We start from the raw sequence: 13662 nt of genomic DNA on the forward strand, positions 1-13662 counted from the left end.
CCTAAACTATCTTTCTATGCTGACAAATCATTAAAAAGTATACTTCATATGGCAGCAATGAGCGCTATAAGACTGGAAAATGATCTTAGAGAATATTATTTAAGAAAGGTAGCTGAGGGAAAAAATAAAATGCTGGTACTGAATAATGTGAGAAATAAAATTATCCATAGGGCTTTTGCCGTTATCAATAAACAAAAGCCCTATGAAAAAAATTATATAAATAATTTGGTAACGTCATAGAAATCAGCCACCATTTGGAATATCACTTATTCATTGGAATACTCAATCAGGAGTGCAATATCTGGTGGCTGAGGCGCCCGAAGCCACCATTCCTACATCTGAAATCTCACGTCTACTATAAAAATTCACCATTCACTTGCGAAGCAAAATTCACCATTGACATCAGTATTAAAGTCTCATGTCTGAAATCTGATATCTAGCATCTTGCCTCTTGATTCTCCCCTCCTCTTAACCTCCCCACAACTTTCAGTTAACAAATATTTAATTCAAATAAACGGGAGTTATCAATTATTTCATTATATTTATTACACACAAAATCACTAAATATTTACTATGAAAAAACTTGTTACTACTTTCAAGCTTTTTGCCGTGATATCGGTACTTACGCTTACTGCCTGTCAGGATGAAAACAGTGAAATCATGCAGGAAACTGTTGCCTCTAAGGTATCATCTGCTGATCTGAAAAAGGAAATTACACCCGGATTGAAGGTTGTTCCGGAGAATGTTCAGACACAGATTAATGATTCCAAGAAAAATCTTGAACAGTACCTGAATAATGATCTGCAAATCACAGGAATCACAGTTCTAGGAAAACTGTCAACTCAAAAAGGGATAGACATCTCTCAGGAATTAATTTCTGACAGAGATCAGTTTACAGCAGAAGGAAACATTCTGGCTCCGGAAACTGTAAAAGTGGGAAAAATAGGAACATTATTCTCAGGAGATCAACTGGCTCAAGCTCAAAAAGGACTTAAAGAAACGGCTTCAGAACAAATCAAAACAGGAACTGACGTTCTTGAAATTTCATGGAATCATAAAGGAGAGCAATTTACGTCTCTTTGTTTCTATAACGAGTCAGGCATTATCTGGGATAATGTATTTGCCGGTCTTGTAATGATGGATGCCAGAGGAACTACAGAAGTTTCTCCTACCGATGCTCAGGCGAAGGTGGCTTCAAAATGGTTCAAAGAATGGTGGACTGCAAAATGGCTTTGGGGTTCTAAAAGAGGAGAAGTCGGGTATCAGATCACGATCTACTATTCAGGTTCTACGGTTTCTAATGTAGACGTGAGCGACTGGGGCAATATCAGCTTAGGAAAAGCAAAAAGTGAAAGTAAGGTGACAAAGAGAACCGGTGCCTACGGACAGTGCCAATACGCGCTGGGATTATGTACGCCTACAGGTTCTTTAAGCTTTAATTCCAGTAATTTCTCTGTATCGTTTTCCGGATTGGGAAGCAATATAGTAAGCAACGGAACGAAATCACTTTATCCGTAAAAACTCTCAACACATTATTATATTTTTCAATAGAAGACGGGGAAGCTGTAATGGCTTCCCTGTTTTATTGATTTCTGTCTTTGGGCTAGTTTCTTTTCGTTTTGTTAAATAACCATCCATCTACTGACAGCCTTCCTGCCCCTTCAAATAAAAGAGCAACGGCAATTCCCATCACCAGAATATCAAACTGGCAGCCCTCGCCTTTCTGAGTTCCGAACCAGTTCATGAAAAATCCGTTCTGAATATGAGCGGTTATCATAATGCCAATCATGAGTCCAATAAAGGATAGCGCCCAAAATCTGGTTGCCCAACCCACTAACAAAAGGAATGAACCTAAAAATTCTACCATAATTACCGTCAACGCCGCTGCAAACGGGAGATGCAGATCGTGTGTAAAAACTTCCAGTGTTTTGCTGAATCCCAATCCACCGAAAAGTCCGAACATTTTCTGAAGTCCGTGTGGGATAAAAATGATGCTTAACGTCCATCTGAGAACAGTTCCGGTCCATGTATCATTCGTTTTAAAAAATAAATCTTTCATAATAAAAAAATTAAATGATTGTATAAAATTGGGGCCTAGTTAAATAATCTTGCTGCCGCAAATACTCCATAATTCTGCTTGCTTTCTTTAAAAGGTCCGTAGCTGTCAAAGTTGGCTCCTGCACCAAAAGTGATGGTTTTATAACTAACTCCTGCTCTAAGCATCAGGTAACTCCGGGCATGCTCACCATCTTTTACCGTCTCAGAATACAACCCCTGGATTCGGGAATATCCTTTCCAGTTTTCACTGATTTTAGGATTGTACTCTATCATGACAAAACCTTCAGCAATGCTGCTTTTGGAAAATCCTATAAACCTTGGATTGACAATCAATAAGAAATCATTAAAATTTTTAGCATACATAAAGCCGGCAGTCGGTCGAAGGCCTGTATTAGGAGTGTAGTGAGAACCTCCTACCAGACGAAGATTTTTGAGAATCTCAAAGGTCAGATTAGCCTGAATCATGGCATCTTTGGAATTGTTCTCATTCCATTTCGAAGAAATATTGGCCACACTGAAGAACCCTAGTCTTTTGCTTCCTTCAAATGCTTTATTTACCGTCATCTGTGAAGCAAATCCTTTATTTCCGGCTAAGGCTTCAAATGACACAGGCGTATTGGAAGCCGGGATATGGGTCTGGGAATTAAACAGCATCGGAAACAGTCCTGCTGCGAAAAGAATTATTTTTTTCATGTTTTAACCGTGATCAATTATATCCGCAAAATTCCGTATTACAGGAGAAAATGGTTAGAACATATAAATCGATTATCAGGACAAATCAATCCCTTTCCGGTAATCGGAAGGGCTCATTCCGCTGTGTTTTTTGAAAAATCGTGAAAAGTAGGAAACATCGTCAACGCCTAAAGCAAAGGCAATTTCTGAGACAGAAAGATGGGGCAATGATAACAGGGCTTTTGCTTCCATCAATAAAGATTCATTGATAATTTCTGAAGCCGTTTTTCCCGTTGTATTTTTTACCGTTTTATTGAGATGATTAGGAGAAACACTGAGCAGATCCGCATATTCCTTCACCGAATGTAAATTCTGAATCTGGCCTGTGATCAACTTCCGGAAACGAAAAACCAACGTTTCATTCACTGAAAGATCATGACGTGGAAGCTTTTCTATAAAATGCCGGATTTCTCCCAACAAAGTAAAAAGATACAAACGGATAAGATCCAGATTCCGGTTCTGCTGATACAGAGATTCCATCTGCTGAAGGATCACAAAAATCCGCTCACGATGTTCCTGATCCAGAAACAGAGTCGGATCGTAGATAATATCAGCATGGTTCAGTATATCCTGCAGATACCTTAAACCAGGGCCGTCTGCAATAAAGTCATTGGAAAAGTGACAGTAAAATCCTTCCACATCGGTGGTGTTATGGATAAATGTCCGGATCTTATGCGGAGGAAGGAGCATGATCATTCCTTCCTGTACATCAAAAAGACTTGAACAGACCATTTTTTCTACACTCCCCTTTCTGATGAATATAAAATCATTGACCGTTTTCCGATGCGGCTGGGAAGGAGTTTTAGCATCCTTAAGTACCTGTAGAGGTTCTATAAAAAATTCATTCAGTTCTTTTTTTGCCATACTCTTTTCCTCCCAATCTATATCCAGGATGGGTTTGAAATCATCAGGTTTATATTGGGGAATACGGCTCATACGATCTGTTTAGTTTAAAATAATTAGAGTTTTTTGATCAGTCTTTTATCTTTTTCTGAAAAGCATAATAGGTCATTATCACACTTATCGCCATTAAAATAAACGCCAGGAAGAACGGTGCTCCTGAAAACTCAAAAGGTGCTTCATCATGGGTAAAGAAGTAAAACAGATTGGTCATCAATGGAGGTCCTACGATGGAAGTGGCACTCATTAAACTGGTCAGTGCACCCTGAAGTTCACCCTGTTCATTAGATGGAACACTTTTCGTGATCACCGACTGAAGCGCAGGTCCACAGATTCCTCCCAAACAGTAAGGAACCAGGAAGGCAAACATCATCCAGCCCTCTGTTGCAAAAGCAAACAGAAGCATTCCTAGAGCATACAAAGCCAATCCGTAATAAATACTTTTTTCTTCACCCAGCTTCGGCGTTGTCCAGCGTATCAGAACCCCCTGTACCAAACCTACCAAAAGCCCTACTACACCCAGTGAAATTCCAACCATCCTTTCTGTCCAGTTAAATTTATACATGGTGAAAAAGCTCCAGTTGCTCTGTACAGCGTGACCAGCAATATAAATTAAAATAAGGGCAAAGATCAATCCTGAAATTTCCGGGTGTTTACCTAAAAATTTAAATGAACCGATAGGATTCGCCCGTTTCCAGTCGAATTCTCTTCTTTTATCTTTATCTAAACTTTCAGGAAGAACAAAATACCCATAAAGGAAATTTAACAGACATAATCCTGCCGCTGCATAGAAAGGCACTCTGGCTCCATAATGTCCAAGGACTCCTCCTAATACCGGCCCGATAATAAATCCTAGACCAAAAGCAGCTCCGATAAGCCCAAAGTTTTTAGCTCTGTCTTCATCAGTAGAAATATCCGCGATATAGGCACTGGCCGTTGTTACACAGGCTCCGGTGATTCCGGCAATAACTCTTCCTAGAAAGAGCCACCAAATGGTTGGAGCAAGCGCAAGGAAAATATAATCTACTGCAAAACCGAAAAGCGAGATCAGAATAATAGGTCTCCTTCCGTATTTGTCACTCAGGTTCCCTACGACCGGAGAAAAGATAAACTGAGTAAATGCATAGGCAAAACCCAGCCAGCCACCATATTTCGCAGCTTCACTGATATCGGCATGAATGAGCTCCTCAATTAATTTGGGAACGACGGGAATAATGATTCCCCATCCTGTAATGTCAATGAGCAGAGTAATAAATATAAAGCCAATGGCTGCTTTTTTCCTTGAGTTTTCCATAGTGGTGCAAAATTAATCAAATCTGAAATATAATGGTTCTAAATTGTGGGGTTTAGTTGGGAATCAAGAGTCAAGAGCCAAGAATCAAGATGCTAGACACCAGATTTTAGAGTTCAGATTTGGACTGGTAAATATAAATTCAAACTTTGAATTTTACATATTAATTTTTTTAAATACAAATCCCGTAACCCGGAAACCCTCAAACCTCACATAAAAAAAAGACCGCTTCTTTCGAAACGGTCTTTACTTATTTATTGTAGTTGGTCTTATTTTGAAGCAAGTACTTCTTTTGTACTTGTCGTTTTGCCGTGTACCTCGTCTTCTTTTCCTGTCTTAAGGAAGTCATACGCGATAGCCGATGCAATAAAGATAGATGAATAGGTACCGAATCCAATACCGATTAACATCGCAAACATAAATCCTCTTAAGTTATCACCACCGAAGATGAAGATCGCCAAGATTACAAGAATCGTTGTGAATGAAGTGTTGAACGTTCTACCCAATGTACTTGAAATAGAGTCATCAAATAATCCAGCTAATGTTAACGCTTTCTTCTCTCTTAAATATTCTCTAATTCTATCGAAGATAATAACAGTATCATTGATTGAGTAACCCAGTACCGTAAGGATCGCTGCAACGAAATCCTGATTGATCTCCATGTTGAACGGCATAAATTTGTGAAGCAATGAGTAAGCCCCTAAAATAATTACCGCATCATGGAATAGTGCCACAACAGCACCCAATGAGAATTGCCATTTTCTAAATCTCAGTAAGATGTAGATAAAGATCCCCGCCAAAGCAGCTACTACCGCAAGAATACCATGAGTCTGGATATCATCTGCTACTGTAGGTCCTACTTTTTCAGAAGAAATAATTCCTGCATGTTCTTTATCTGCAGATTTGAAATCGTGCAATGTAGTGTTAGCAGGTAGGTTGGCCTTTAATCCATCGAATAATTTCTGCTCTACCGTTTGGTCAGCTTTTAAAGATTCGTCTTCAATAAGGTAATCGGTAGAGATTTTCAACTGCTTATCGTTTCCGAAAGTTTTAGCTTCCACAGAAGAGTTTTTACCGTCTTCAGTTTTGAATACTTTAACTAAGTTCTGTTCGATATCTTCAGCGTTTACAGCTTTATCGAATCTTACCACATAGTTTCTACCTCCGGTAAAGTCGATACCATATTTGAATCCGTGGATCGCAATAGATGCTACACAAATTACTGTTAAGATACCAGAAACGATGTACGCATATTTTCTCTTTCCGATGAAATCGATCCATGTATTTCTGAATAAGTTCTTCGTAGGAGCCGTCCATACAGAAAGGTGTTTTCCTTTGTTCAGTCTGGAGAAGATCATTACTCTTGAAAGCAGTACAGATGTAAAGAATGTCATTAAGATACCAATTCCTAATGTCAGAGCAAATCCTTTAATAGGTCCTGTTCCGAATAAGAAAAGTACACCAGCTGTCAATAATGTCGTTAAGTGACCATCGACAATCGCACTTAATGCATGTTTGAAACCATCTTTATAAGCTTCTAAAATGCTCTTGCCTGCGAATAGTTCTTCTTTTGTTCTTTCGTAAATAATTACGTTGGTATCCACCGCCATGGCCATCGTCAGTACAATACCTGCGATACCAGGAAGCGTTAGGGTAAAGTCTCCGGAATCCATAATTCCGAAAATATAGAATAAGTTGATAATCATTGCAATTACCGCGTACACCCCTGCACCACCGTAATAGAAAATGATATAAACAATGATAATTAAAAATGCGATAGCAAATGAGATCACCCCTGCATTAATAGACTCCTGTCCTAATGACGGTCCTACTACAGTAGCCTGAACCACTTTTGCTCCTGCAGGTAATTTACCCGCTCCTAAAACGTCTACCAGTTCTTTAGCTTCCTCCTGAGAGAAGTTACCCGAGATCTGAGTTCTACCGTTAGGAATAGCACCCACAACGTTTGGCGCAGTATACACTCTGCCATCCAATGTAACCGCTACCGGCTTACCTACGTTTTTCTCAGTTAATGTTTTCCATTCTTTAGCACCTTTAGAATCCATCTGCATGTCTACTACTACTCTGCTCAGCTCATCATAGCCGATGCTTGCCGTTTCAACAGCACCGTCTACAGGAGCTTTCTGGCTGATGTTACCTCTGATAGCATACAGTATAAGGCTTTCACCATCTGTAGATTCAGGTTTGTAACCCCACATAAACTGTGTATATTTAATGTTAGCAGGACGTAATGACTGACCTACTTTGCTGCCCAAAATTTTGTTTACAGCAGCTGTATCAGAAAGTTTTACGCTTGCAACACCGTTTGATCTTAATTTGTCAAGGTTGAGAAGTTTCATGAAGTTGGTGTTCTTCGCAACTCCCATAGAATCACCTTTTATTGCCACCATTGTAGTCAATGTCTGGAAATATGGAGCAATTTCAGGAACCTGCTGTACTTCCCAGAACTGAAGTTTTGCGGAAGTCTGAAGCATTTTCTTCACTTTATCGATATCCTTCATACCAGGCATTTCAACAGAAATTCTCGCCGTACCAGGTACTCTCTGAACGTTTGGCTGCACAGCACCCATTTTGTCGATTCTGGTTCTGATTACTTCGAAAGCTGTCCCTACAGAAAGATCAATTCTTCTCTTGATGATGCTTTTTACCTGATCATCAGAAGTATTGTACTTGATTTCAGATAAATTGGTATTCCCGAAAAGTTCAGGATCAGCAAGCTTCAGGTTCGTCCCTTTTGCTTTGTTGATCGCTTCAAACTGATCAAAGAAGTTATCAATATAAGATTTTGTAGAATTCTTCTGAACTTCATCTGTCTTGTTTAAAGCCTCGATAAGAACAGGATTGGTAGAATAATTCGTTAAATCATTCACCAGGTCTCTTTGGTTAATTTCCAAAAGAACGTTGATCCCACCTTTCAAGTCAAGACCAAGTTTCATTTCCTTGTCTTTGGCTTTAGTGTAATAAAGTTTTGTGAATCCCAGGTTCAAAGTATCTTTAGAAAGTCTTGTGATTTCTTTCTGATACTTTTCCGGATTGTCTCCTGCAACAGCAGTTGCCTGCCTTTCAATTTTGCTGGCGTACCAAGTTGGTAATAGCTCATTTAAGCAAATTAACCCTAGTACAATAGCAACAATTGTAATAAGTCCTTTTCCTTGCATTTTGTTATAACTACGTTAAATTAAGTCGGCAAATATAATGATTTTATTATTATTTTATGAATTTTTTAACAACAGAAATGGTTTATTTTCAGATATATCGGGGTTTTAATTTCTATTTAAGATTTAATAATTTTTCCTCCTTATCGTAATGAAATTTTCAAATTCCGATTGGTATAAAATTTTCATTCATGTATCAATACACTAAATATCAAAATATTATGAAAAATCTATTTTTTACCTTTTGCATCTTTTCTTCTTTAATCGTTAATGCCCAGAGCATTAATTTAGTGGAATTTGCATCCGGGCTTACCAGTCCCGTTGAGATTACGAATGCCAATGATACCCGTCTGTTCGTCGTACAGCAGGACGGAATCATCAAGATCATCCAGCCCAACGGAACGATCAACAGCGCAGATTTTATGAACATCAGTTCCAAAGTTCTTTATGGTGGCGAACGCGGTCTTCTGGGTCTTGCGTTTCATCCCCAATATGCAACTAACGGATATTTCTTTGTTTATTACAACAACACAGCAGGAAATATTATCGTAGCGAGATATTCCGTAAACCCTACCAACCCGGATCTGGGCGATCCTACGACTGAAAAAATTCTTCTGAATATTCCAAAACCTTTTGACAACCATAATGGCGGAAGTATTCATTTTGCGCCTGACGGAAATCTTTGGGTCGTAACAGGAGATGGAGGTAGCGGCGGTGATCCCAACAATAATTCCCAAAACATCAATTCACTTCTGGGAAAAATGTTGAGAATAGACGTGAATGCCACAGGACCGTATAATATTCCTCCCGGAAATCCTTTTGCAGGAACTTCAGTAAACGGACTTGACGAAATCTGGTCTTACGGGCTTAGAAATGCATGGAAATTTTCATTTGATACAACCACTGGAAATGTCATGATCGCTGATGTAGGCCAGGGACAAATTGAAGAAATTAACAGAATGCCTATCACACAGGCAGGAATCAATTACGGATGGCGCTGTTATGAAGGTAACAATGCCTACAATACGGCCGGATGTGCAGCAATGAATACCATGACTTTCCCGGTAGCGGTGTACAACCACTCCGGAGGCAGATGCTCAATTACTGGTGGCTATGTTTACAGAGGAACCCAATATCCTGCACTTCAGGGTAAATATTTCTTTGCCGATTACTGTTCTACCCAGATCGGAATATTGAATGCGGATAATTCCATTGTTTGGGGACCTGCCAGTTCAGGAAATAATTTCTCTACGTTCGGGCAGAACTCCCAGAAAGAACTGTTTGTAGCAGCTGTGACCAGCGGAAAAATATTTAAAATCACCACCGGAACTCTGGGAACGGGTGAAACTTCTGAATTTAATCCTATCAGCATTCATCCTAATCCGGCTTCTGAAAAAGTTTTCATTGAAGGACTGACAGACAAAAACAGCACCGTAGACCTGACCAGTACAGAAGGAAAAATAGTTTTAGAGAAAGCGAAAATTGAAAATGACGGCAGTATTGATATTACAGGAATTCCTCCGGGAGCTTATTACCTGATGATAAAATCGGGGGACATGAAGTCTTACAGCCAGAAACTGATGATTAAATAGTGAGATTCGGGATACGAGTTTGAGTGCCTGAGTGTTTTAGAGTAAATGCGTTATTATCTGAAATCTGAATGAAATGTCATGGATCTTGACTCTTTATTCTTGGCTCTTCATTCTCAATTCAACAAAAATTTTAAGCCTCAATATCTTTTATTGGGGCTTTTTTTAAATACAGAAAACCTGCTGCCAAAAATACTGGAATCAGCAAAACGATTCTTTCCAGCTTTGATAATCTCTCTATTTCATTTTCAAAAAGATTATTCTGAAAAATAGCTACCAGCACAACTGAAATCACAAAGATTAAAATTTCAAACCAGGAGAGGCGTTCATCCGAAATTTCCCCATCGGAAAACCTGTTGCTTAACACCCAAAATCCCAGAAAAAGAACCATAAAAGGAAATGCCCATATCCTGAAAGTATCCCATGCTATGGCGTGAAGCAAAAGCGGAAATAAAGAAACAGCTGCCAGAAGAAGAAGGATATATTTATTAACTTTTCTGAACTGTCTGACTGCAAGATAGATCATAAAGAAGATGGGAAGCCCGAATTTAACTGCATTTTTAGACAGAAACATCCTTTCTACAAAAAATGGACTCTCCTGCTTAAGATAGGTTCCAAAACTTTCTGTATAAGCTGAGGAAATCATCGCCGCGACTTTTCGGCTTATAAAACCTGTATTCTCCAGATAATGCAGAATAAACTGATCATTTTCCTTCCCATACAATTCCTGATAAAAAGATACACAAAGCGTAGCCGCTACGGGTAACAACAGGAACAGGCTTACTTTTTTAAACAAAACCAATGTTTTACCGGGCGTTTCATAGACCAGAAGCGCAAAAAGACAGACAGGAACCATCAGAAAAAATGATATCTCATGAATTATTACCGCAAACACGGTCAGCAGCGAAGCCAGAAACACTTTTTTATTCCTGATTAAATAAACCGCGAGTATGGTCAGAAGGAAGATCACATGATCAAGATAGCCAATAAGATGTGCCGATAGCACAACATATTGTGAAAGAAAAAAGACCACATAGAACAAAACCTTCCTGATGCTGTAATTCTTTAGGGTATCACGGACGGAAATAATGATTATTGCCGTATACAAAAGCAATAATATACCAGCAGATAAAATCTGAATGTGCAGTATACTTTTCTCAAAAAAGTAACCGAAAATTTCTCCGGCCAGTCCCCTTTTTATAAATCCGAACCGGTAATCCATCAGCCAGTGGGCTTCAGACCATTCGTTGGGAAGCCTTATCGTCTTGACGACACTAAAGGCCAGGGTGTATACATATAGAAAAACAATCAGAAACTTCCGGTTCATCTTCTATTGTTATATCGTCATAGAGAAAATCCTCGTTTCAGGTTTATTTCTCATCATTCTGAGATCAAATACCATCGCGACGTTTCTCGTAAATGCTCTTCCTTTTTCTGTAATCTTAATCTGATTATCGTACATCTCCACCAATTCATCTTTCTCCATTTCCTCCAGCATTTCAAATGCATTCTCCAGTTCCGGGAACGAATTTTTATCTGTAAATGTAGTTTCCAGTTGACACATCAGATTCAGAATATGTCTTCTCACAGTAAGGTCTTCCTGATCCAGAATATGACCTTTCACTACCGGAATCTGACCTTCTTCCACCATCTTCTGATATTCTTCCACTGTTTTCACATTCTGGGCAAAAGCATACCAGGAATCTGAGATGGCAGACATTCCAAGACCAACCATCAATTGGGTATTGCTTGAAGTATAGCCCATAAAGTTTCTGTGCAGTTTTTTATGAATCAAAGATTGGTACAGATCATCATGTTCCAGAGAAAAATGGTCCATTCCCACTTCGATATATCCTAAATCCTGAAGAAGTTTTTTACCGTCTTCATATAAACGGCGTTTTTCTTCACCACTTGGAAGGTCATTTTCGTCAAAACCTCTCTGCCCTACTCCTTTTACCCACGGAACGTGTGCGTAGGAATAAAATGCTAATCTGTCAGGCTTCAGCTCCATTGTTTTTCTGATCGTGTGTTCCATAGCTTCCCAACTTTGATGTGGGAGTCCGAACACCAGATCATGACTGATTCCGCTGTACCCGATTTCTTTCGCCCATTCCGTTACATTCTTCACATTTTCAAAGGGCTGAATTCTGTTAATGGCTTTCTGAACCTTAGGATCATAATCCTGAACTCCAAAACTCACTCTTCTGAATCCAAGGTCATATAAGGTCTGAAGATGGTCTCTTGTGGTATTATTCGGATGTCCTTCAAAAGAGAATTCAGGATGTTCTGCAATTTCCACCGATTCAAAAATCCCTTCCAATAAGGTTTTTAAGTTTTTAGGTGAAAAAAATGTAGGGGTACCTCCTCCAAGGTGAAGTTCTTTCAGTTTCGGTTTTTCTTCAAAAAGTTCAAGATAGAGTTTCCACTCCTTTAAAACGCTTTCCAGATATGGAATTTCAACGCTGTGCTGTTTGGTAATACGCTTGTGACAGGCACAAAACGTACACAATGCCTCGCAGAAAGGCAGGTGAATATAAATAGAAATTCCCTCCTCTGCATTGCTCTCATGAAAAGACCTGATCACCGTCTCCCGCCACTTTTCGGGCGAAAATGTTGACTCGTCCCAGTAAGGAACAGTGGGATAAGACGTGTAACGCGGTCCGGGAATATTATACTTATCTATTAAAGAATTCATTTCAAAATTTAAAATATTATCGAATCATGAAATTGGAACCAAACCAGTTTCATCCTGCAAAATTAACCATTAGTTATGAATTTTAAACCATGAAATATATTAGGCCGTATTTTATAATGAGTCTAAATACGGTGGTTACTGGAATTTCTCCAAGAATGATAAATTCTATACGTAAGATTTACAATTCTGATGCAGTTATTATTCTTTCTGTTAAAACTTTAATTTCATCACAGAAATCCTGTCTTTTCCTGCAAAAACAACTGTATTTCCATTGACCCAACTGCAAACAAAGAATCCTTTTTCATCTGAAATTTTCTTCCAGGTTTTCCCGAAATCAGAAGAATAACTGATGTGCTGATCTCCTACTGAAATCATTTCCTTACCCATGGAGCCAGGTTTAATTTTTACACATGTAGTGTAGCCTGCATTCTGTCCGGATGCCTGAATCTGCCAGCTTTCGCCACCATCATTTGTCGTAGCAATATTATTGATATTGGCATCCTGCTTGGTATAGTCGCCGCCTACTGCAACGCCAAAGTTGTCATCATAAAAATCTATTGAATACATTCCCTGAGAAGATTCTCCCTGAATAAAAGGCGTGTTGAATACTTCGATTTCTTCCGTTTTAAAATTTAATCTTAAAATTCGTGAAGATTTCCCTCCTGTGGCAACCCACAGATATTTTTTTGTGGAAGCAATGTTGGTATTACTTGCTGCAAATGCGGCTTCACCAGAGTTTAGCTTTACTTTATTTTCAAAAAAACTCCATTCCCCATTTTTGTAAATGATCAGTTTCAATCTGTTATCATCCGTATCACTAAAAGCAAAAGCCTGTTTTTGATTGACAAAATGAAAAGCATCATAAAATGCGGCCTTACTCATATCAGTAAAAACAAGCCTGTATTTTAAATTTTTCTTATCAATCTTAAAAAAATAAGCCGGACTTTCAATATTTACAGCATACAGAGAATCTTTATCCTGCGCCAGCGTTCTGAACTGAAGCTTCTTTTCAGATAATCTGATCTGTTTCTGATTTTTGATATTCTTCAGATCAACAAACCCGAACTTAGAATCTGTTCCGCTGTACCAGACTTTCCCGCCATCAACTTCCAGAGCACGGATGCTTATTTTATCATTAAGAATGGTCTCGAAACTTTCTATCTGTTGAGAAAATGTAAAAATTCCCATAAAGGAAAATACAATGAGGATTAGCTTTTTCAT

The 13662-nt window shown here is 38.8% G+C and carries 10 protein-coding genes and 1 pseudogene; 3 read left to right on the forward strand and 8 right to left on the reverse strand.

Annotated elements, in window-relative coordinates; translation table 11 throughout:
• Positions 1–240: pseudogene (locus IW22_RS24625) on the forward strand (IS110 family transposase); the annotation flags it as partial.
• Between the two features lie 333 nt (positions 241–573).
• Positions 574–1518 (forward strand): hypothetical protein, encoded by a 945-nt coding sequence (locus tag IW22_RS09865; protein WP_034726183.1) that lies wholly within the window; start codon positions 574–576, stop codon positions 1516–1518.
• An 85-nt stretch (positions 1519–1603) separates the two neighbouring features.
• Here the strand turns inward: IW22_RS09865 and IW22_RS09870 are convergent, their stop codons facing one another.
• The 5 genes from IW22_RS09870 to IW22_RS09890 all read right to left on the reverse strand — a co-directional run bounded on the left by IW22_RS09870 (position 1604) and on the right by IW22_RS09890 (position 8160).
• Positions 1604–2059: a DoxX family protein gene (locus tag IW22_RS09870; RefSeq protein ID WP_034726185.1), complete on the reverse strand. Its 456-nt coding sequence runs from the start codon at positions 2057–2059 to the stop codon at positions 1604–1606.
• Positions 2060–2094: 35 nt separating this feature from the next.
• On the reverse strand, positions 2095–2751 hold the full coding sequence (locus IW22_RS09875; protein WP_034726186.1) for a hypothetical protein: 657 nt from the start codon (positions 2749–2751) through the stop codon (positions 2095–2097).
• A 75-nt stretch (positions 2752–2826) separates the two neighbouring features.
• Entirely contained in the window at positions 2827–3726 is a 900-nt protein-coding gene (locus IW22_RS09880; RefSeq protein WP_034726187.1) for a helix-turn-helix domain-containing protein, read from the reverse strand.
• A 37-nt stretch (positions 3727–3763) separates the two neighbouring features.
• Positions 3764–4984: a TCR/Tet family MFS transporter gene (locus tag IW22_RS09885; protein ID WP_034726188.1), complete on the reverse strand. Its 1221-nt coding sequence runs from the start codon at positions 4982–4984 to the stop codon at positions 3764–3766.
• A 266-nt stretch (positions 4985–5250) separates the two neighbouring features.
• Positions 5251–8160: a protein translocase subunit SecDF gene (locus tag IW22_RS09890; protein WP_034726190.1), complete on the reverse strand. Its 2910-nt coding sequence runs from the start codon at positions 8158–8160 to the stop codon at positions 5251–5253.
• Between the two features lie 218 nt (positions 8161–8378).
• Here IW22_RS09890 and IW22_RS09895 point away from each other — a divergent pair, with 218 nt between their 5' ends.
• The gene (locus IW22_RS09895) at positions 8379–9749 is read left to right on the forward strand and encodes a PQQ-dependent sugar dehydrogenase (RefSeq protein WP_034726193.1); all 1371 of its coding nucleotides are present in this window, start codon (positions 8379–8381) and stop codon (positions 9747–9749) included.
• A 130-nt stretch (positions 9750–9879) separates the two neighbouring features.
• Here IW22_RS09895 and IW22_RS09900 read toward each other — a convergent pair whose 3' ends face one another.
• From IW22_RS09900 to IW22_RS09910, 3 genes are all read right to left on the reverse strand, one after another.
• A complete protein-coding gene (locus tag IW22_RS09900) occupies positions 9880–11073 on the reverse strand; it encodes a hypothetical protein (protein WP_034726196.1) in 1194 nt (397 codons plus the stop codon).
• 9 nt (positions 11074–11082) lie between these two features.
• Positions 11083–12441 (reverse strand): oxygen-independent coproporphyrinogen III oxidase, encoded by a 1359-nt coding sequence (gene hemN / locus IW22_RS09905; RefSeq protein WP_034726197.1) that lies wholly within the window; start codon positions 12439–12441, stop codon positions 11083–11085.
• Positions 12442–12651: 210 nt separating this feature from the next.
• Positions 12652–13662, reverse strand: a complete 1011-nt coding sequence (locus IW22_RS09910) for a WD40/YVTN/BNR-like repeat-containing protein (protein WP_034726198.1) — start codon at positions 13660–13662, stop codon at positions 12652–12654.

The organism is Chryseobacterium sp. JM1 (genome assembly GCF_000737715.1).
In the GTDB taxonomy this organism is placed as follows: Bacteria; Bacteroidota; Bacteroidia; order Flavobacteriales; family Weeksellaceae; genus Chryseobacterium.

Bases quoted from the DNA above. Each gene is read 5' to 3' on its own strand.
- IW22_RS09865 (WP_034726183.1), top strand. From the start codon at position 574: ATGAAAAAACTTGTTACTACTTTCAAGCTTTTTGCCGTGATATCGGTA.
- IW22_RS09870 (WP_034726185.1), bottom strand. From the start codon at position 2,059: ATGAAAGATTTATTTTTTAAAACGAATGATACATGGACCGGAACTGTT.
- IW22_RS09875 (WP_034726186.1), bottom strand. From the start codon at position 2,751: ATGAAAAAAATAATTCTTTTCGCAGCAGGACTGTTTCCGATGCTGTTT.
- IW22_RS09880 (WP_034726187.1), bottom strand. From the start codon at position 3,726: ATGAGCCGTATTCCCCAATATAAACCTGATGATTTCAAACCCATCCTG.
- IW22_RS09885 (WP_034726188.1), bottom strand. From the start codon at position 4,984: ATGGAAAACTCAAGGAAAAAAGCAGCCATTGGCTTTATATTTATTACT.
- IW22_RS09890 (WP_034726190.1), bottom strand. From the start codon at position 8,160: ATGCAAGGAAAAGGACTTATTACAATTGTTGCTATTGTACTAGGGTTA.
- IW22_RS09895 (WP_034726193.1), top strand. From the start codon at position 8,379: ATGAAAAATCTATTTTTTACCTTTTGCATCTTTTCTTCTTTAATCGTT.
- IW22_RS09900 (WP_034726196.1), bottom strand. From the start codon at position 11,073: ATGAACCGGAAGTTTCTGATTGTTTTTCTATATGTATACACCCTGGCC.
- hemN (WP_034726197.1), bottom strand. From the start codon at position 12,441: ATGAATTCTTTAATAGATAAGTATAATATTCCCGGACCGCGTTACACG.
- IW22_RS09910 (WP_034726198.1), bottom strand. From the start codon at position 13,662: ATGAAAAAGCTAATCCTCATTGTATTTTCCTTTATGGGAATTTTTACA.